The 19346-nt window shown below is 61.1% G+C and carries 16 protein-coding genes; 12 read left to right on the forward strand and 4 right to left on the reverse strand.

Annotated features, from left to right (window positions below; all coding sequences use genetic code 11):
* Nucleotides 1-55: 55 nt before the first annotated feature.
* Complete coding sequence (locus tag OHL16_RS09250; RefSeq protein ID WP_263366826.1) at nt 56-2104, reverse strand: S9 family peptidase; 2049 nt, start codon at nt 2102-2104, stop codon at nt 56-58.
* A gap of 96 nt (nt 2105-2200) precedes the next feature.
* A complete protein-coding gene (locus tag OHL16_RS09255; protein WP_263366827.1) occupies nt 2201-3466 on the reverse strand; it encodes a glycosyltransferase family 87 protein in 1266 nt (421 codons plus the stop codon).
* Nucleotides 3467-3593: 127 nt separating this feature from the next.
* On the opposite strand from OHL16_RS09255, the gene OHL16_RS09260 reads away from it, so the two are divergent.
* The 8 genes from OHL16_RS09260 (at nt 3594) to OHL16_RS09295 (ending at nt 11891) form a co-directional block, all read left to right on the forward strand.
* A complete protein-coding gene (locus OHL16_RS09260; RefSeq protein WP_263366828.1) occupies nt 3594-4196 on the forward strand; it encodes a Maf family protein in 603 nt (200 codons plus the stop codon).
* Between the two features lie 69 nt (nt 4197-4265).
* On the forward strand, nt 4266-5816 hold the full coding sequence (locus tag OHL16_RS09265; protein ID WP_263366829.1) for a hypothetical protein: 1551 nt from the start codon (nt 4266-4268) through the stop codon (nt 5814-5816).
* Nucleotides 5817-5820: 4 nt separating this feature from the next.
* Entirely contained in the window at nt 5821-6042 is a 222-nt protein-coding gene (locus OHL16_RS09270; RefSeq protein WP_263366830.1) for a hypothetical protein, read from the forward strand.
* Nucleotides 6043-6125: 83 nt separating this feature from the next.
* Nucleotides 6126-7643, forward strand: a complete 1518-nt coding sequence (locus OHL16_RS09275) for a hypothetical protein (RefSeq protein ID WP_263366831.1) — start codon at nt 6126-6128, stop codon at nt 7641-7643.
* Between the two features lie 3 nt (nt 7644-7646).
* Complete coding sequence (locus OHL16_RS09280; RefSeq protein ID WP_263366832.1) at nt 7647-9140, forward strand: hypothetical protein; 1494 nt, start codon at nt 7647-7649, stop codon at nt 9138-9140.
* A 21-nt stretch (nt 9141-9161) separates the two neighbouring features.
* Nucleotides 9162-9362 carry an acyltransferase family protein gene (locus tag OHL16_RS09285; protein WP_263366833.1) on the forward strand — a complete coding sequence of 67 codons (201 nt, stop codon included), beginning with the start codon at nt 9162-9164 and terminating at the stop codon, nt 9360-9362.
* A gap of 321 nt (nt 9363-9683) precedes the next feature.
* Entirely contained in the window at nt 9684-10730 is a 1047-nt protein-coding gene (locus OHL16_RS09290; protein ID WP_263366834.1) for an acyltransferase family protein, read from the forward strand.
* A 144-nt stretch (nt 10731-10874) separates the two neighbouring features.
* Nucleotides 10875-11891 carry an acyltransferase family protein gene (locus OHL16_RS09295; RefSeq protein WP_263366835.1) on the forward strand — a complete coding sequence of 339 codons (1017 nt, stop codon included), beginning with the start codon at nt 10875-10877 and terminating at the stop codon, nt 11889-11891.
* An 82-nt stretch (nt 11892-11973) separates the two neighbouring features.
* Here the strand turns inward: OHL16_RS09295 and OHL16_RS09300 are convergent, their stop codons facing one another.
* Entirely contained in the window at nt 11974-13110 is a 1137-nt protein-coding gene (locus OHL16_RS09300) for a M20 family metallopeptidase (protein ID WP_263366836.1), read from the reverse strand.
* A gap of 138 nt (nt 13111-13248) precedes the next feature.
* On the opposite strand from OHL16_RS09300, the gene lpxC reads away from it, so the two are divergent.
* The 4 genes from lpxC (at nt 13249) to OHL16_RS09320 (ending at nt 17989) form a co-directional block, all read left to right on the forward strand.
* On the forward strand, nt 13249-14163 hold the full coding sequence (gene lpxC / locus OHL16_RS09305; protein WP_263366837.1) for a UDP-3-O-acyl-N-acetylglucosamine deacetylase: 915 nt from the start codon (nt 13249-13251) through the stop codon (nt 14161-14163).
* 166 nt (nt 14164-14329) lie between these two features.
* Complete coding sequence (folK, locus tag OHL16_RS09310; RefSeq protein WP_263366838.1) at nt 14330-14806, forward strand: 2-amino-4-hydroxy-6-hydroxymethyldihydropteridine diphosphokinase; 477 nt, start codon at nt 14330-14332, stop codon at nt 14804-14806.
* Between the two features lie 109 nt (nt 14807-14915).
* Nucleotides 14916-16178, forward strand: coding sequence for a tetratricopeptide repeat protein (locus tag OHL16_RS09315; RefSeq protein ID WP_263366839.1), 1263 nt, complete (start codon nt 14916-14918; stop codon nt 16176-16178).
* Between the two features lie 2 nt (nt 16179-16180).
* Complete coding sequence (locus tag OHL16_RS09320) at nt 16181-17989, forward strand: chloride channel protein (protein WP_263366840.1); 1809 nt, start codon at nt 16181-16183, stop codon at nt 17987-17989.
* Nucleotides 17990-17995: 6 nt separating this feature from the next.
* On the opposite strand, the gene OHL16_RS09325 is transcribed toward OHL16_RS09320, so the two are convergent.
* Nucleotides 17996-19189: a VIT1/CCC1 transporter family protein gene (locus OHL16_RS09325; protein WP_263366841.1), complete on the reverse strand. Its 1194-nt coding sequence runs from the start codon at nt 19187-19189 to the stop codon at nt 17996-17998.
* Nucleotides 19190-19346 lie beyond the last annotated feature (157 nt).

Here is a 19346-nt window from a genome sequence, read left to right on the forward strand (position 1 = left end):
CTTGTCGCGGTCTCATCGCGACAAGGATGGGAAGGCACAATCTCCTCAACCGCCCCTACTTACTAGCCTCCACAGGTGCGCTCTTCAGCGTCACCTCACCATTTACCGTCTTCGGATCGACCATTAGCACCTTTAACCGCTCCGCAATCTCCGGCGTCACATCCTTCTGGTAGCGCCCGCCCAGATACTGCGCGAAGAACTCCTCCATCTTCGTCACCATCGCAAGATTGTTGATGGGCCGCGCAAAGCCGTGGCCCTCATCCGGCGCGACCAGGTATTCCACCGGCTTGCCGTTGTCCCGCACCGCCGCCACAATCTGGTTGCTCTCGCGGATATTCACCCGCGGATCGTTCTTGCCCTGCACCACCACCAGCGGAGTCACAATCGACTTCGCCTTCGTCAGCGGAGACTCCGCAACCAGCAGCGCCTTGCCCTCCGGAGTCGTCGGATCGGCCATACGCGTGTACATCTGCTTTCGCCCCGCCTCCCAGTACGGCGGTATCGCATCGAGCAGCGTAATCAGATTCGACGGAGCCACAATCGCAAACGCCGCCGCGTACACATCCGGCGTAAACGCCACTCCCGCAAGCGTCGCATAGCCTCCGTACGAGCCCCCCGCAATCCCCACGCGCTTCGGGTCTGCGGTCCCATCGGCGATCAGCGCCTTTGCGCCCCACGTCAGGTCGTCCTGCATCTTGCGGCCCCACTCGCCGTTGCCCGCGTTGAGAAACTTCTTGCCGTAGCCGGTCGACGCGCGGAAGTTCGGCTGCAGCACCGCATATCCGCGGTTCGACAGGAACTGCGCGAACGTGTCGTAGCGATACGAGTCACGCCCCCACGGCCCGCCATGCGGCAACACAATCAGGGGCAGGTTCTTCGTCGGCAATCCCTTCGGCAGCGTCAGGTACGCCGGAATCTCCAGCCCGTCGGAAGACTTGTAGCTATACGGCTTGCGCTCCGAGAGCGACGCGCGCGGCAGCTCTTCGCGGATGCGGTACTGCAGCGCCAGGGTCTTTGCCTTGCGGTCCCACACATACGTCTCGCCCGGCTCCGTATCGCTGTACGCATTCACAATCCAGACGCTCTCGTCCTTGGACCTCGCACCGAGGCCGATCTCCTTGCCCGGCAGCTTCCCTTGCAGCCAGTGGTACTCCTTCTCGAACTCCTTGTCGCGGAAGTACTGACGGTAGCGAGCGTCCTCGTACTGCGTAAACAGAATGCGGTAGTCCACCTCCGACGTCGTCACGCCATCAAGATCGACGCGCCCCTCCGGATCGCTCTCCACCTTCGCCGTCGCGCCCGTCGCAGGATCGATCGTCTCCAGCTCCGTCAGGTTCAGCTCGCCCTTGTTCGTAACCAGATAGGCCAGCTTGTTGTCCGGGGTAAAGCCCGTCACGTGGCACTGCTCCAGCACCGAGCAGCTATACACCTGCTTGAACCCCTCCGGAGTCACGCTCAGAATCTCCGTGTCGCCGGCCTTGTTCGTGCGCGCCGCCATGCGCAGATTGCCGTCATGGTCGAAGTCCCACCCGGCGATCTGCTCGGTGTTCTTGTGCACCAGCGTCTTCTCGCCCGTCGAGATATGTAACTCATACAGATCGTGCCAGCGCGGATCGCGATCATTCAGCCCGATGTACAGAATGTCCGGCTTCGTCTTTGGAGCGGCGACGAGCTGCGTGCGGACGCCCTTCAGGTTCGTCAGCGCGCGCGTCACCGGAACGCCCGTCTTCTCATCCGCCGCCGCTGTGGGGTCAATGGCATAGACGTTGAAGTTCTCATCGCCCGCGTTGTCCTGCGCGTAGAGCACATACTTCGAGTCGCGCGACCAGAAATACCCTCCCACTGGCCGCGTAGCCTCCGCGCTCAGCGGACGAGCCTTGTCGAACGGCTCGCTCGCCTTCTTCACCCAGATATTGCGAACTCCCTTGTATGGCTTGAGAAACGAGATCCACTGCCCATCGGGCGAGATCTGCGCCCCGGCAATCTGAATCTCTCCAAAGAAAAGCTGGCGGTCGATAATAGGCGGCTGCTGCGCCTGCGCGGTCGATGCAAGAGTCATGCTGACAAGGATAAGGGCCAGAGCGGAAAAGACAAATCTCTTCAAGTCGTCCTCCGGAACTGAATATTGGAATGCGTACTGAAGATACTCCCGTAACCCCGTCAACGCATTACGATTCGTCACAGAGTCAGCAACCAAACTTCATACGCGCGCTTGTTTCCTCTGCGGCTGAAGCGGTCGAAGAAGATTCCTGCCATCGCAGGCCTCCCATAAGAATGCCGCAAAGAAGACCAGGATCGCGCAGGTATAGAGCGGCGGATACCAATAGATCATCGGCAACGCATATAAAACCGCGACACAGGCAGCTATCAGCCGCTGCGTTCGATTGTGCAGGCCCACCTCAATCAGCCAGTTCACAGCGACGAGAAGCGGCAATACCAGCAGTATCAGATCGTGGAGATGGGTGTGATACGCAATCAGCAACACGGCCGTCATCAGCAGCGCATAGGTCAGCTTCGTGATCGGCTGGCTGCGATACAAAATCCACGCGGTCGAAGCAGCAACACCCGCCGTAAGAGCGCCCACGACCAGGACGACGGAACCATCGGAGAGAAGCGCACCTGAAACTGCATGCAACAGGCCGTAGACACTCGCCATCGCGGTTGGATCAACTGCCTTCACGTTCGCAAGGACTCGCGGATACGCGAGCGCCGTCTTCCAGCCCACGACAGCAATCGAGAGCAGTACAAGGCTGAGACAGGCCACGCTAAATCCCGCGAAGACGCGAACCCGCTCCTTTGATGCAAGCACAAGGATCAGGATCGCCGGAAGAGCGAGATGTGGTTTGTACAAGGCAAGGCCCAAAACAGCTCCCGCGAAAAACTCCCTCCCGCGTACCAGGCAGACGAAGGCCGCCGTACAGAGAAACTGCGACAGGACCGAATCCTGCCCCTGCGCCTCAGCCATCTGCAGCGGAACAAACGCTCCGAGCGCCAGAAGTACAAGTTCGAAGTGAACCTCGAGGCGCGGCAGAAAGGGACGAAGAAGCAACATCGTAGAAAAGAAGAGGACAACATTGCAGACCCACCATATCCAGTTCGCCGTCGCATAGGAAAACAACGACAGCGCCGCAAAGAGCAGTGCCTCATACGGTGCATGGACGTAGGGAAGAAACCCGATCTGGTCGGGGCGCATCGTCCGCTCGCGCTCAACCTGAAGCTGCAGAGCGGGATCGTAAAGGCGGCTGCCATTTCCTTCCCGCACAATGACTCCCCCTGCGTACAGGTCGGCAAAATCACGCATGATGCGGGAGTTCCTGCTCTGCAGCTGCCAGGTCGGGATGAACTGGAGAACGATGCTCCCAATGATCGCAACGAGGACCAACCCACGCTTACCGCGCGCACGTTTGCCGATGCGCTCAGCCTCGCGCATTGGAGTGACCCTGTCCTCGGCGTCGTACTGGGTCATGGCTTGGCAGCCATCTTACGCCGCCCTCCCCGCGTTATCGTCAAAAAAATCGCATTTCCCTGGAGGGCCGCGCTTCTGCAAACTCAGCGTTTGCATTGCCGCCCGATTCCGATACCCTCAAATTGTCATGCTGATCCTGGCCTCATCCTCACCGCGCCGCCGCGAACTTCTCTCCCAGGCCGGCCTCGACTTCACCGTTGAGCACGCCGACATCAGCGAAGAGCCGCAGCCCAACGAGCCTCCCGCCAAGTACGTCCAGCGCCTCGCCGTCGAAAAGGCGCAGGCCGTCTGGGACCGCCGCAAGGCCGCCGACTCCTCCGACGACCCCATCACCGTCCTCGGAGCCGACACCGTCGTCGTCCTCGACGGCCACATCCTCGGCAAGCCCGCCGACCCCTCCGAGGCGCGCCACATGCTCGAGCGCCTCGCCGGCCGCACCCACCAGGTCCTCACCGGAGTCGCCGCCATCAACCACAGAGCCATCGTCTCCGACGTCGAGGTTACCCAGGTCTTCTTCGACCTCATCGACGAGGACGAGCTCGTCCACTACCTCGCCAGCGGCGAGCCGCTCGACAAGGCCGGGGCCTACGGAATCCAAGGCTACGCCGCCCGCTGGATCCCCCGCATCGAGGGCTGCTACTTCAACGTCATGGGCCTGCCCCTCTCCCGAACCATCGCCCTCCTCGCCAAAGCCGAGGAAGGCCCCAGCGAGGCCCGCCCGCCGCTATGACCAAATCGGCTCCGCTCATCTTATTTCTGTGTTTCGAGATCGGTCGCTGCTAAACTGCTGCGACCAGGGATGCGTCAACCGGCGACAGGCAACTCGCGTCGAGAACTGCTGCTCTATGGCGCGGCGACTGTGTCGCTGCTTCTTTCCTGTATCCTCTGGTCTCCAAGAAAGCAGCAGTGGGTCGATGAGATCTTCACCCGGACCGAAGCAAGCGATCCATCCTTTACGCACCTGTTCCATGCCTTGCGTCACATGGGCACAGCAGAGATGCCGCTGTTCTACCTGACAGCCTGGCCTTGGGCGCACATCTTCGGCCACAGCGACCTGTCGCTTCGACTCTATTCCTCTGTTGCGATGTGCGCGGCAATGCTCGTTCTGGCTACGACGCTGCGCCAGTGCTGGCCGTCCAGACCAGTTGCGATCGGCGTCCTCACGGTTTGGTGTGGCTCCGCCTTTATCTCAATGCAAAACGTGGAGGGCCGTTGTTATGGCTTGTACATACTTGTTGCAGCCTTGGCGGTTGCCGCGTACCTGCGCGCGGCCCTGCCCGCCTCACCAAGTAGGTTAGCGCTGTTCTTATTGACTGCGTCTCAGGCGGCGCTTGTACTCACGCATATTCTCGCCATAATCTATGGCGCCGTGATGCTTGTGGCGCTCGTTCTATTCGATGCCTTCCGTCGGCGACTACGGCCTCTGGTCTATCTCTGCCACGCCAGCGGATGGCTCATGCTACTGCTCTGGATTCCTGCGATACACGCAGCAATCGAGGTCGGTCGCCCCCGCAGTTGGATTTCTTTACCTACGTTGATCGATGTTGTCATCTTTTATACGTTTGGCATGTTCGAGGTTCCTGCGGAGCACATTCTGTCTGCGTCTCCAACAATCTTTGGGGCTGCGGAAATTATCGTTTTCGTCTGCATTCTCGCCGTGCAGATTGCCGCGCTTGTGACTCGCCTTCGCTTGGAGAACGACGCGCAACGTGCACTGCTGATTCTCGGATCTCTCTTTCTGGTCACTCCGTTAGCCTTCGTCGCGATTTCTTATGCAGGAAGCCCTATTTTTATCTATCGATATATGTTGCCAAGCCTTATCGGATTGGCGATCTTGCTCACATCTCTCTCATTTCGATTCCTCAAAGGCAGGTACATTCTCCTGGTATGCGCGGCTCTCCTGACTCTTCCGGTAATATCGGCTTACATAGCGCCCGAAAAACGACTTGATGTGCCTCACGTTGAAGAAGCAGCCGGCAACAACCTTCCGATCGTCGCTGCGGACCAGCACGACTTCTTTGTATTGCTGCGCTATTCCAGCATTCGTCAACGTTACGTCTACCTTCTCGATGGGGAAACAGCTTTGCATGGTCAGCGGTCAGCGGTTGGCGATTTTCATCTGACGCGCGCGTATCGAAGTCAGGGTTATTACGCCTCCAACATCCTCGATCAAACAAATTTTCTTTGCTCACACTCGGATTTTCTTGTGCTCGACAGCCCCGACAGTACATGGTTCGATCAAACCGTATCTTCCTCAACGAAGTTCTCGTGGAAAGTAATCGCGGAGATTAGCACGAAGCGCCGTCTGATCGCCGTCCGTCGCATCACACCTCTCCCGTTCTGCAGCTAGAAACATGCCGCCTGCCAATGATTCGAGCACGGATTTCATGAAGCAGATTGTGACAACTAAGTGGCCCGAGTACCTCACGCTAACGGCCTACACGGCTCTCGTCGCCTTTACTATCCCGCACTACGAACCCTGGGCTGACGAAGCGCAGGCGTGGCAACTCGCCCGCACCATCGCCCTCCTCGCCAAAGCCGAGGAAGGCCCCAGCGAGGCCCGCCCGCCACTCTAGATCATCCTCTGCGATACTTTCCTGTTGACTTACAGCGAAACACGCCGCCTATACTTTAGTTCCCAATCAAGCGAGGCGCAGCGATGAGCGATGTTCAAGTCGGTCAGCCGGAGACCTCTGCTCCCTCTCGGGAGCGCACTGTCGCCTCCATAGCGAAATGTTGGCCCGAGTGCCTCACGCTCGCCGCCTATGCGGACCTCGTCGCCGTCGCCATCGCGCACCACGAGCCCTGGGCCGACGAAGCGCAGGCGTGGCAGGTCACACGCAGCGTGCCACTTACCACGCTCTTTCACACGTACCTGCGCTACGAGGGCCACCCTGGCCTCTGGCATCTGCTGCTCTCGGGCCTCATTCATCTCGGCGTCAGCTACACCGGAATGCACTGGGTCTGCGGAGCCATCGCACTCCTCGGAGTCTGGCTGCTCGTCTTCCGCGCCCCGTTCCCGCGCTACGTCCGGCTCGCCCTACCGTTTACTTACTTTCTTGCGTATCAGTACTCTGTCGTCGCCCGTGGCTACGTTCTCGTCCCCCTCCTGATGTTTGCCCTCGCGATCGTCTGGCGGCGAAGCCCCATCTTCCTGGCGCTGCTGCTCGGTCTGCTCGGTAACATCGCGCTCCATGTCGCTGTCCTCTCCGGAGGATTTGCCCTGGTCTACATCCTCGAACTGCGCCGCGAAGGAAGGCTCCAACCGCGCAAGCCTCTGCTGATTGCAGCCGCCGTTCTCCTCGCCCTCTACGCCTTCGCGATCTACACCGCGCTGCCTCCCCACGACGTCTTCTTATTTCGCGACGAGCAAAACGACACCCTCCCGAACAGGCTGTTGATCGAGGTAGCCCGCGGCATTCTGGGATTGTTCCTCGGAATCATCCAACCCGGCATCCTCTCCATTCCTTTCTGGATCCTCATCGTGCGCCGCTTTCGCCAGCAGGGACAGCTCTTCTATCTCCTCCCCTTCGCGGCCTTTGAGATCTTTGCGACGCACTATATGTCCTTCTGGCACGCCGGTCTGCTCGTCCCCACCTTCATCGCACTCTTCTGGATAGCCCGTCAGAGCACCCGCGCCTGCTCACCACCGCCCCGATGGGAGGCGCTGGCCACACGAACCATCCTGCTCTACGCCATCGCCGTTCAGCTCGCATGGACGGCATACGCCGTAGCGTATGACTACGGACACCCATACTCTCCCGACCTCGCCGCCGCGCAGTATCTCGCCCCGAGGGTCAAGGCCGGAGACAGGATCGCCGTCACCTACATCCGCTCCAGAACCAAACAGCCCTTGTTCGACGTCGGCCTCGAACCCTACTTCCCGCAAAACATCTTTATGAACCAGAAAGAGGCCTTCTGGCTCTACAGCACGCGGAACCAGACGGAAGCCGCCTTCCCCGCAGCCTTGAACGAACACCCTCCTCTCGTCGTCGCGGAGTTTGAGCAGTACGGCAGCCTGCCTTCCTACGAAGCGTCTCTCCCTCTGTCGGGCCCCAAGGTCGACCTGCTTCACAACAACGGCTACGTCCTCACCCACGCCTTCTGCGGCGCTCAACCCTATCGCTTCGTCATCCAGGGAGAGATGTGCCACCTCATCTTCGAGAGGAAGCCCTAGCGGATGCAACAGGAGACGGAACCGAACCCAGTCCATCGCAGGAAGCTGCCGTCGCATTGGCCGGAGTGGTTGACGCTCGCGGCCTACGCCGCCCTCGTCGGCTCCACCATCCCGTACCACGAGCCCTGGGTCGACGAAGCGCAGGCCTGGCAGCTAGCCCGGAGCCTCCCGCTCACCACGCTCTTCAAAACCTACCTGCGCTACGAGGGCCACCCCGGCCTCTGGCATCTGCTGCTCTCGGGCCTCGTTCATCTTGGCGTCAGCTACACCGGCATGCACTGGGTCGCGGGAGCCATCGCACTCGCCGGAGTCTCGCTGCTCATCTTCCGCGCGCCCTTCCCGCGTCTCTTCCGCCTCACCCTGCCCTTCACATTCTTCCTCGCGTACCAGTACGCGGTCGTCGCCCGAGGCTACGTTCTCGCCCCGCTGCTGATGTTTGCCCTCGCAATCGTCTGGCGCCGAAGCCCTCTCCTCGTGGCGCTGCTGCTTGGCCTGCTCGGCAACATCGCCGTTCACCTGATCGGCATCTCCGGCGGACTCGCCCTGGCCTACGTGCTCGAACGCTGGCGCGCCGACAGGCTCCAGCCGCGCCGCCCCGTGTGGACCGCAGCCGCCCTGCTCCTCGCCTTCTTCGGCTTCGCCGTCTGGACCATCTGGCCTCCCCACGACCTCTACTTCGTCAGGCTCTGGGGAGGCGGCGGGCTCGCGAACTCCATCATCCCCTACCTTGTCGCGGCGCTCTACTCTCTCGCCTTCGGCCTCACCCAGCCCGTGTTTCTGGCGTTCTTCTTCTGGGGAGGAGTCCTCTGGTGGCTCGAACGCCATCATCGACTCGTGTATCTCCTTCCCGTCGCGGCCCTCGCCTGCCTCTCGGGATACGCCTTCTCCTTCTGGCACGCCGGCCTCATCGTCCCCACGCTCATCGCCATCTTCTGGATCATCGCCGAGGACCCTGCCCTCCTCTCCACGCCTCCGCTCTCGCGCAAACGAAGGATCGTGCTGACCGCCGGACTGCTCTGCTTCATCGCCATCCAGATCGGTTGGACCGCCTATGCCGTCGCCTGGGACTTCACCCGGCCCTACTCGCCCGACCTCGCCACCGCAAAGTTCCTCACCCCATACGTCGAGGCAGGCGAGCCGATCGGCCTCACCTACGCGGGAGACGAGGACCGTGTAGCCTTCGTCTCCGTCGGCCTCGCGCCCTACTTCTCGAAGAGCATCTTCTTCAACCACCCAAGGCCCTACTGGTGGTGGAGCACGCACGAGCGGCAGCCCAACGCCTTCGAAGACCTCCTGCGCCAGCACCCGCCCATGATCGTCGTCGAATCCCTCGGAGCCCACGCCTCCGATCCGCCACAAATCTCCTCAGACCCCAAAATCCAGCGCCTGCAAGGCTCCGGCTACACGCTCACCCACATCTTCTGCGGAGCCATGCCGCAGCGCTTCGGCTCACGCGAAGAGATCTGCCACGTGATCTACGAATCGAAGGTGAAATGACCGAAGAATAAAAAGCCAACTATGACGCTAACGAAGCGGATACCAACACTCGACGGCTGGCGCGGCATCGCAATCCTGATCGTGGTGGTTGACCATCTGACCATTACGCATCACGGCAGCCTCGCTGAGAAAATTCATTGGATAGGCCCGCACGGCGTCACATTGTTCTTCGTGCTAAGCGGCTTCTGTCAACCAACAACCTTCAAGGAAGCAGAGAGGTAATCCTTATGGCTGCGTGTTCTGCATGTGGAGCTGTACTGGATGAGGCAGCAGCAAGCTGCCCCAGATGTGAGCTTGAAGAGCCTCGCTATCCCAGGTGGCTCCGATTCTCTCTTATGCTGATTCTCTTCGTAGCATGGATTGTTTGGTTGCTGTGGCTCGGGGGCATCGCCTAACCAGGCGAGATAGGTCCGGGGCCCCCACCCGCCAATCTCGAACCTGTCTCCCAGCAAACCGATGCCGCAGCGCTTCGGCTCACGCGAAGAGATCTGCCACCTGATCTACGAGTCAAAGGCGAAATGACCGAGGAATGAAAAGCCAACTATGGCGCTAACAAAGCGGATACCAACACTCGACGGCTGGCGCGGCGTCGCAATCCTCATGGTCATAGTCACACACCTGCAAAGCGGTTTGCTGGGCCATGTGTGGCGCTACAAGTGGATGGATCTCGGCCAGCACGGCGTCAGCATGTTCTTCGTGCTAAGTGGATTCCTGATCACGTCCAGGCTTCTCGCTGAAGAGAAGATCGGTCTTCGACGCTTTTATCTTCGGCGCGTCTTCCGCCTGATGCCCTGTGCGTGGGCCTATCTTGCCTTCGTCGCGCTCTTCGGACTTGCCTTCAAACTCCATATCATCGGCGAGGACGTCTGGGCGTGCCTGTTCTTCTTCCGCAACTATCTCCCCGAGCAGAGTGCGAACGCGATGACCTCACATTTCTGGTCGTTGTCGATCGAAGAACAGTTCTATCTTGTATGGCCTTTCCTGCTCTTCCTCGCAGGCAAACGAAAAGCCTTCTGGATAGGACTCAGTGTCGCCCTTGCCTGCGCGGCCTATCGCTTCCACCACTGGGATCATCTCTCAGGTGGCATCTACAACCTGCACACTGAAGTCAGGATCGATGCGCTCATGGCGGGCTGCCTGTTCGCGATCCTCAATAGCCACGAGCCTTTCAGGAGACAACTCCAACAAAACGTCGGCATCCCGTTGGCATCTTCCCTTCTCGCGACCTGCCTCTGCATCTATAACTATCAAACTTTTGTTCCTCTCACGGAATCCGCGTTCATAGGTCTTGCGATCACATGCACGTCACTCGCTCCCTCCTCGCTAGCCGGAAGAGTGCTCGAATACAAGCACCTCAAATTCCTGGGAGTGCTTTCGTACAGCCTGTACGTCTGGCAGGAATTCTTCCTCGTGCCCCACTGGGGGCCCATTGGCATCGCTATACTGCCACTGATCGCAATCGCAAGCTTTTCCCTAATCGAGCGACCTGGAATCGCGCTCGGCAGATGGCTCGAAGCTCGTCTCCGCAGCGCTCACGAAACGACTGAGACCAATCTGAAATCTGACCCCCAGGAAGTCGAACCCGCCTGACCCGCTACTCCACGGCCGCAATCATCGCCGCCAGCGCGGCCGCGAAAAACATGGTTTTCTCTTTTTAATTTGGACGGAGCGTGCTAATTTGGTGGCCTCCCCGGAAAGCCAGGAAGGCTCTATGTTGAGCTGCACGCTTCTTGCATGAAGCGCATCCCCACCCTCGACGGGTGGCGCGGCATCGCGATCCTGATGGTGCTGATCACTCATCTACAAATGAGCTTACTGCGCCATGCCTGGCATTTTGCGTGGATGGATCTGGGACAGCACGGTGTCACGATCTTCTTTGTACTAAGTGGGTATTTAATCACCACGCGGCTCCAGGCAGAGAAAGAGGTTGATCATCTCAGATCCTTCTACCTGCGTCGATTCTTCAGACTGATGCCGTGCGCATGGCTGTATCTATTGGCGGTAGCTTTTTTTGGCTTATTGATCCATCAGCGAATGGTTACGCGGGATTTTTGGGGTTGCCTCTTTTTCTATAGGAACTACGGGGCTTTCGAAGGTGTACCCGTTCTCACGTGCCATTTCTGGTCGCTTTCAATCGAAGAACAGTTCTATTTGCTCTGGCCGCTATTCTTGATCGTGCTCGGTGCGCGAAAATCCTTGGTCTTTGCCATTGCTGCGTCACTGGGCTGCGCAGCCTGGCGCCTGTGGCACTGGAGCTCCTACGATTCAGGTTACAACTTCCTCCGCACAGAAGCGCGAGTCGATGCGCTGCTCGTCGGCTGCTCGCTCGCGCTTCTCATCCAGTCAGCTGAAGTCCGCGCCTTCTTTCAAAGATTCGCGAGGCCGGTCGTCGCTCTGGGATTAGCTTCTCTGTGTCTCCACATTTACAAGTTCCAGACTCTTCTGCCGCTTTCTGAGTCGGTCACGATTGCTGCCCTCATTGGGACAACTTCCGTCTCCGCCGAGAATTCCCTGATGTCAAGATTTCTGGAATATAAACATCTCCGGTTTTTGGGCCTCTGCTCCTACAGCGTTTATGTTTGGCAACAGGTCTTTCTCATGCCACGCTGGGGCGTCCTCGCTCCGATCGTCGCGTCGTTCTTGCCGCTGATTGCAGTGCTGAGTTACGCACTCATAGAAAGGCCCTGTGTCGAACTCGGACGAAAGCTCGAAAAGCGCCTTCGTAATTATCAGCCGTACGTGAACGCCTAAAGGGGACAAACTCCATGATGGCGGGGATCGCATCCGAACCGATCTCGAGTCTGACCCCAGCAAGCCGAACCCACCTGACCCGCTAATCCACCGCCGCGATCATCGCCGCCAGCAGAGCCGTCCGCGGCGCCAGGTGCTCGACCACCACATTCTCATGCACCGCATGAGCCCCTTCGCCCACCGCGCCCATGCCGTCGAGCGTCGGAACTCCCAGCGCAGCCGTGAAGTTGCCATCCGAGCCGCCGCCGGTCGACGCCTCGTCCAGCGCAAAGCCCAGCTCGCCCGCGAGTCCCCGCGCCTGGCCGAACAGCGCAACCGTCCCGGCCTTGCGCTCCATCGGCGGACGGTTGACCCCGCCCGTGACCTCAAGCCTGCACGCCCGGTCCGTCGCCTTCAGCCTCCGGAAGAGCCTGTCGACGCGCGCCGCATCGCCCGCCTTCGCGATCCGCACATCGACCTCCGTAAACGCCTCCGCCGCGATCACATTCGACCGCGTGCCTCCGCCGATCACTCCGCAGTTCACCGTGATCTGCCGCTTCAGGTCCGTGAACCCGGCGATCGTCTCGATCACCCGCGCCAGCTCCAGCACCGCCGAGTGGCCCTTCTCGAAGTCGACGCCCGCGTGCGCGCTGACGCCCTTCACCCGGACCACATACTGCCCCACGCCCTTGCGCGCCGTCTTGTAGGCCAGCCCCTGCGCCGGTTCCAGCACAAACACAGCCGCCGAACTCTTCGCCAGCCGCTCCGTAATCGGCCGCGAAACAGGGCTGCCGACCTCCTCCTCGCTGTTCAGCAGCAGCGTCACCGGACGGTCCAGCCCAAGCTCCTTCAACACCTTCACCGCCGTCAGCGCCATCACCACCCCGGCCTTCATGTCCAGCACGCCGGGCCCGAACCACCGGCCGTCCTTCTCCTGCCACGGCATCGTCTTCAGCGTGCCCATCGACCACACCGTGTCCAGATGCCCCAGCAACAGCAGAGGCTTGCGCCGCGACCGCGCCGGTCCGAACCGCAGCTCCAGCACGTCGCCAAACTGCTTCTGGCTATGCCTCCGCGCCGTGCCGCCCAGCTCGCCAGCCCACCCCTCTACCATCTCCACGGCTGCGTTAACTGCCGCCCTGTCTTCACTTGGCGACTCCTGAAGAACCAGCTCCCGAAGACGCTCATGAAACCACCTATTGCTCAATTCGACACTGGCTGCAATCTCGCTTGTGCTCATCTATACCCTTGAAATCAGATGTCTTAGCCCGGAATTTCCGGGGAGACTCCGCCACAAAAGTGTGGCTTTTTTACCACATGGACAGGTGGCAATCCCCTTGTAGGCTTTTGGAAAGAATTGTAGTGGAGAATGTGTTCCGTGGTATCGGAAGCTCACTTTGAGCGAACAATCCGGTCTGCGGTGGAGTTCAGCGGCGTCGGTTTGCACAGCGGCGCACCGGTCTCCATGCGCCTTGTCCCTGCGCCCGCGGGCTCGGGGATCGTCTTCCGCAGGATCGATCTCGACAACTTCGAGATTCCCGCAACCGGCCGCAACGTCGCCAAGGTCAGCTACGCCACCAGCCTCATGCGCGGCAGCGTGCTCATCTCCACCACCGAGCATCTGCTCTCCGCGCTGATCGGCACCGGCATCGACAACGTCATCGTCGAGATCAACAACCTCGAGGTCCCCATCCTCGACGGCAGCGCGCTGCCCTACGTCCGCGCCTTCGAATCCATCGGCGTTAAGCAGCAGCGTCGCAAGCGCGAGTACATGCGCATCCTCAAAGAAGTCGAGGTCCGCGACGGTGGAAAGTTCATCGGCGTCTATCCCGGCCGCGGATACCAGATCGACTACACCATCGAGTTTCCCGCGCCTATCGGCCACGAGCGCTTCACCGGCGACCTCGCAACCGGCGACTACGAGAAACTCATCGCCCCCGCGCGCACCTTCGGCTTCAAGGAAGACGAGGCGATGCTGCGCGATATGGGGCTCATCCGCGGCGTCTCCAACGAGAGCGCCATCATCCTCACGCGCAAGGGAGTCGAAAACGGCCCCCTCCGCTTCCGCGACGAATTCGTCCGCCACAAGGTGCTGGACCTGATCGGCGACCTCGCCCTGGCGGGCCGCAGAATCGAAGGCCACGTCGTCGCCGAGCGCGCCGGCCACGCCATGCACACCGCCCTGGTGCAGCGCCTCCTCAGCGACCGCTCCGCCTGGGAGTTCGCCCACGGCTACGACGAAGTCCCCGTGCCCCAGAGAACCTCCGCAGTCCTCCACCCAGCCACAGCCTAGTCCCCACAAAAGCCTCCGCGACCTTCGCGCCAACTTCGCGACCTTTGCGTTTGCCGTTGCCTTTCTTGTCATCCACGAAGAGCCTGCCCTGAGCGAAGTCGAACGGGGGATCTGCTTCTATCTCCGCCTCGCCATTTAGACTCAGCCACAGGGCCACATCACTTTAATGAATCAAAAGACAGCAGCAATCGCACTAGGCTCAAACCTCACCTCTCCCTTCGGCAACCCCGCCGCAAACCTGCGCGAAGCAACCCGGAGACTCGCATCGCTGGGCGAGGTGAAGGCCGTGTCCTCGTTCTACGAAACCGATCCCGTCGGCTATCTCGACCAGCCCTGCTTCATCAACGCAGCCGCGCTTCTCGAGACCACGCTCGAGCCAGTACAACTCATCCGCGAACTGCTCGCTGTGGAGCGCGCCATGGGACGCGACCGCACCGGCGCAGTCGCCAAGGGCCCCAGAGTCATCGACCTCGACCTCCTGCTCTACGGCGTCCGAGTCATCTCCACCCCCGAGTTGACCCTGCCCCATCCCGCGATGCACGAGCGCCGCTTCGTCCTCGAGCCTCTCGCCGAGATCGCACCCACGATGATGCACCCGGTACTTCGGTTTACAGTGCAGGAGTTGCTACAACGACTGAAATAACGGCCTGCTGACTTCAGCGCGATGTATCCGCACAGTCATCCCGCCGAAGCCCCCCGATTGGCTTAGATGAGCATAGATGGGCTTAGACTGGAATCAAGGGTGTAGGCCTTTGATTCCCGCCGATTCGCCGAGAAACAGTAGCCTGGAGACCGCCGGACTGACCGTGCGCGGGCTCATCCTGCGTGACAGCCTATCCTTCCTGGTCCTGACGCTCTCCACCGCCGCGCTCTTCGGCGTAACACTCTTTCTCTTCCGCTCCTTCCAGACCCACCGCGAGGACCTCGCCGTGCGCTGGTCCGAGCGAGGACGCGCCGCCATCCAGCAGGGAAGACCCGACCTCGCCGTCTCCGCGCTGCGAGTCGCGCTCGGCTACAAGCCCGATGAGCCTTCGTACCAGTTGCTGCTGGCCGAGGCGCTCGCCGAGTCAGGCCGCATCGACGAAGCCACCAACTACTTCCTCAACCTGCGCGAGTCGCGTCCGGGCGACGGCTTCATCAACCTCGAACTGGCGCGACTCGCACGCAAGCGCGGAAACGCCCAGGAGGCCATCGACGACTACCGCGCCGCCATCTTCGGCGACTGGCACGGCGACGGCCTCGAGCGGCGCCGCTCCGTGCGCCTCGAACTCGCTGACTACTTCGCCGAGCGGCACGACTTCGCCGCTGCGCGCGCCGAACTGCTCGTCGCAGCGGGCAACGCACCCGACACCGCCGAACTCAACCTCCTCTTCGGCGACCAGCTGCTGGCCGCAGGCGACCCCCACGACGCACTCGTCTACTACGAGAAGGCCGTCGCCGACGACCCCCACAACGCGGCCGCGCTCGAGAAGGCGGGACGCGAGGCCTACACGCAGGGAGACTACGCCAAAGCGCACGATCTGCTCACGCGTGCCCTCGAATGCATGCCCGCAAAACCCATGGTCTGGAACGAGCTGGACGTGCAGAGGAAGCGGGAAAACCGCGACGAGCTCGCCGCTCTCGCCCGCAACGCCCAGCGCCTGCCTGAGCTTTCGCTCTCGCGCGAGCTTCCCACAAAGGACCGCGCCGATCATCTTCAACGAGCAGAGATGATCGCGCGCGCGAGGCTGAACGAGTGCGCAGCGAAGCAGTCCTCGCCACGCAACGCGTCCATCTCCACCGCCGCAGCGGCCGACCCCCTGGAGGACCTCCTTATCCGATGGAAGGCAGCCGCCGGAGCCAGCCGTATGGCGCTCACTGGCAACGCCACCGCGCAGGACACCATGGCGCAGCTCATCTTCGATACCGAGAGCGTGACCTCGCAGGTCTGCGGCGCACCCACCGGCGACGACGCCCTGCTGCTGATGCTGGGACGGCCGCGAACTCCCGCCCGCAAGAATGGAGAGCCCGAATAGCTATGGCAGATCACACGACGGCCACGGCAACCGCAGCGCAGCCGAAACAGGACCTGGCGAGCCTGCTGCCCATCCGCGAAGAGAGGCTCTTCCTTCTTCTCTCCATCTTTATCGGAGTCATCTCCGGCCTGCTCGTCGTCTCCTTTCGCATGGCGATCGAGTGGCTGACCGTGCTGCTGCAGGGCTCCGCGCCCGGGCCGCACCAGATGAGGCTGATCCTAGCCCCCGCCTCTGCCGGAGTCGTCATCGCGCTGTTCACCCGCTACCTCTTCCCGAACGTCCGCGGCAGCGGAGTCAACCAGACCAAGGCCGCCCTCTACATCCACAACGGATACATCTCCGCACGCACGATGATCGGCAAGTTCCTGCTCTCTTCGCTGGCCATCGGCAGTGGACACTCGCTCGGCCCCGAGGACCCGTCGCTGCAGGTCGGCGCCGGAGTCGCCTCGCTGCTCAGCCGACACTTCGGCCTCTCGCGCGAGAGGCTGCGGCTCTTTGCTCCGGTAGGCGCAGCGGCCGGTCTTGCGGCAGCGTTCAACGCTCCCATCTCCGCCATCCTCTTCGTCATCGAAGAGGTCATCGGCCAATGGTCGGCCGCGGTGCTCGGCTCCATCGTGCTCGCCGCCGTCTCCAGCGTCTTCGTCGCGCGCTGGTTCTGGGGAGCACAGCCGTTGTTCCGCATTCCCGTGGTGAACCTCCGAAACCCGCAGGAGCTTCTGGCCTACGCGGTGCTCGGAGTCGTCGGAGGCGCGGCCTCGCTCTTCTTCACGAAATTGCTCTGCTGGCTACGCCCCACCCTGCGAGCGCAACCCGCGTGGTTCCAGATGATGCAGCCCGCGCTGGCCGGAATCCTCGTCGGCGGAATCGGTTACTTCGGGCTCCCGCAGGTCATGGGCGCCGGATACGAGGCCATCGACCAGGCCATGCACGCGCAGTTCGCCCTCAAGATCCTGCTGCTGCTCGCGCTCTTCAAGATCATCGCGACCACCCTCTCGTTCTCGAGCGGTACCCCCGGCGGAATGTTCGCCCCCACGCTCTTCATCGGGGCGATGCTCGGGGCCTCGGTCGGCTCCTTCGAGAAGATATTCTTCCCCCACCTCACTGGCTCCATCGGCTCCTACGCTCTGGTCGGAATGGGAGTCCTCTTCGCGGCCTTCCTGCGCGCTCCGCTCACCTCCGTCTTCATGGTGCTCGAGGTCAGCCAGAACTACACCATCATCCTGCCCGTCATTCTCGCCAACACCATCGCGTACCTCATCTCGCGAAGCCTGCAGCCCGTCCCCGTCTTTGAGGTCCTCACCCACCAGGACGGACTCATTCTTCCGTCAATGGAAGAGAGGAGGGAAGAGACCGACCTGCGCATCGAGGACGCCCTGCAACCCGTCTCCGTCCCCATCCTTCCTGGTGCGGAGACGCTCTGGAACCTCAAGCACGAACTGGCACAACAGAAAGTAGCCACCGGCGCTCCGGCCGTGCTGGTGCAGTGCGGCGACGGCCGCTGGTACTCCGCGACACACGACGAACTGAAGGCAATCTCCGCCGAGGCGAAAACCCACAACGATCCCACGGCGCACGTCCCATTGCAACAGCGCCTCGGCGACGAGCGCACGCCGCTCATCTTCCCCGATCAGCCACTGGCAAACACGCTCCCGCACTTCAGCCGCTGGCCTCTGCTTCCGGTCGCAAACCGCGCCGTGCGAGGCGCACTCGAAGGCATGCTCACCCTCGACGATGTCCTGAAATGCTTCCAGAAGGGAGAGCAGAAGAGCAACCGCATGCCCATCAGCCACATCTCCAAAGATGCGTTTTGACGAGGATTACTGGCCTCCTCCAATCTTCCCCAATCCAATTCCAATGACGTAGGTCACGACTCCTTCGACCGCTCCGACAAAAGTCATCTCAAGACCACTGCTCCACCAGGAGCGGATGGTCATGAGGGACTTTGCTGCTCCTACTGCAAAATGTGCGATCAGCGAGACGATTGCGGCGGCAATCACCGCTGGTATACCCGCCATAAAGAAGAACGGAATGATCGGGATCAAGGCCCCAATGGCTGTGGATATGGCTCCTGAGACGGCGGAGACCATCGGTTTACTCAACCCTTCTTCCGTCGTGTTGAGACGCTCCCGGGCGAGTGCCTTGATGAGTTGTTCCTTGTCCTTTGCGATTTGATCGACGAAGCGTTCCGCGTCTTCTTCCGGCAAGCCTCGGATTTGATAGCTGAGGGAAAGGACTTCACGCGCTTCGGCTTCGTTGTCCTCGACGGCCTCGCGCTCCCTTGCAAACTCGGCCTCGAAGATCTCTCGCTCGCTTTTTGCGGCGAGATACGCTCCTGACCCCATCGATAACGCACTGGCAACCATACCGGCCAAGCCTGCAATGAGAACAAAGTGGCTATTGCCCAGTGTCGCTCCCGAGACGCCGGAGACAATGCCGAAGATCGACCCAAGGCCATCGTTGATGCCGTAGATTGCGTCTCCAACCCAGCCTGCCGCTTGCGCATGACCCTTGTCGCGGGCGGCCAGCAGATCATCGAGCGCCTCCTGCGCCTGCTCGGGAGGCATTACAGGCAGAGGGCGGCGCGAACGGATCAGGTTGCCTAGCGTCTGATAGTGTTCCCGTTCGTCGGCAATCACCTCCTCCAGAATTGCAACACTGGGTGGGTCGCCCAGGGCTTTCAGCTGCTTTCCATACTTGGCGATGTCTCGGCCTTCGTCGATCTCGAGTCGGCGCAGGGCCAGATCAGTCCCTCCCACTCGATTTGCCAACGAGTCGGCCTGACCCGACCGGTCGCGAGTGTACTGGGGTGCTGGGGCGCCCAGCTCCTGGATGCGTCCAGCCCACAGATCGGCATGATGCTTCTCCGCAGCGGCTAGACCTCGCAAAGCGTTCCTGCGTTGCGGATCGACTTCGCCTTTGGCGAAGGCCGTGTAGGTATAGTGACCCTCCATCTCGGCTTGCCAGTTAGCCTCCAGGGCAGCCAGCAGCTTCTTATTGTCGGAGTTTGTCATCACTTGTGCCTCCTCGAAGGGCTTGCCGGTATCTTACAAATTTTGCCCCAGGCGGAATGGGGCCAGCTGGATGGAGGCAGCTAGAACTTCACAAAAGAATGCATCCTCTGTCAGACCATCTTTCAGTTGCCGGGGTATAGAATTGCCCACCCCGGGA

The sequence above is a fragment of the Edaphobacter bradus genome (assembly GCF_025685645.1).
In the GTDB taxonomy this organism is placed as follows: Bacteria; Acidobacteriota; Terriglobia; order Terriglobales; family Acidobacteriaceae; genus Edaphobacter; species Edaphobacter bradus.

Excerpts from the sequence above, each read along its gene's own strand:
- OHL16_RS09265 (WP_263366829.1), top strand. The coding sequence starts at position 4,266 with ATGCGTCAACCGGCGACAGGCAACTCGCGTCGAGAACTGCTGCTCTAT.
- OHL16_RS09255 (WP_263366827.1), bottom strand. The coding sequence starts at position 3,466 with ATGACCCAGTACGACGCCGAGGACAGGGTCACTCCAATGCGCGAGGCT.
- OHL16_RS09290 (WP_263366834.1), top strand. The coding sequence starts at position 9,684 with ATGGCGCTAACAAAGCGGATACCAACACTCGACGGCTGGCGCGGCGTC.
- OHL16_RS09300 (WP_263366836.1), bottom strand. The coding sequence starts at position 13,110 with ATGAGCACAAGCGAGATTGCAGCCAGTGTCGAATTGAGCAATAGGTGG.
- OHL16_RS09295 (WP_263366835.1), top strand. The coding sequence starts at position 10,875 with ATGAAGCGCATCCCCACCCTCGACGGGTGGCGCGGCATCGCGATCCTG.
- OHL16_RS09325 (WP_263366841.1), bottom strand. The coding sequence starts at position 19,189 with ATGACAAACTCCGACAATAAGAAGCTGCTGGCTGCCCTGGAGGCTAAC.
- OHL16_RS09270 (WP_263366830.1), top strand. The coding sequence starts at position 5,821 with ATGCCGCCTGCCAATGATTCGAGCACGGATTTCATGAAGCAGATTGTG.
- OHL16_RS09260 (WP_263366828.1), top strand. The coding sequence starts at position 3,594 with ATGCTGATCCTGGCCTCATCCTCACCGCGCCGCCGCGAACTTCTCTCC.
- OHL16_RS09320 (WP_263366840.1), top strand. The coding sequence starts at position 16,181 with ATGGCAGATCACACGACGGCCACGGCAACCGCAGCGCAGCCGAAACAG.
- OHL16_RS09285 (WP_263366833.1), top strand. The coding sequence starts at position 9,162 with ATGACGCTAACGAAGCGGATACCAACACTCGACGGCTGGCGCGGCATC.
- folK (WP_263366838.1), top strand. The coding sequence starts at position 14,330 with ATGAATCAAAAGACAGCAGCAATCGCACTAGGCTCAAACCTCACCTCT.
- OHL16_RS09275 (WP_263366831.1), top strand. The coding sequence starts at position 6,126 with ATGAGCGATGTTCAAGTCGGTCAGCCGGAGACCTCTGCTCCCTCTCGG.
- OHL16_RS09280 (WP_263366832.1), top strand. The coding sequence starts at position 7,647 with ATGCAACAGGAGACGGAACCGAACCCAGTCCATCGCAGGAAGCTGCCG.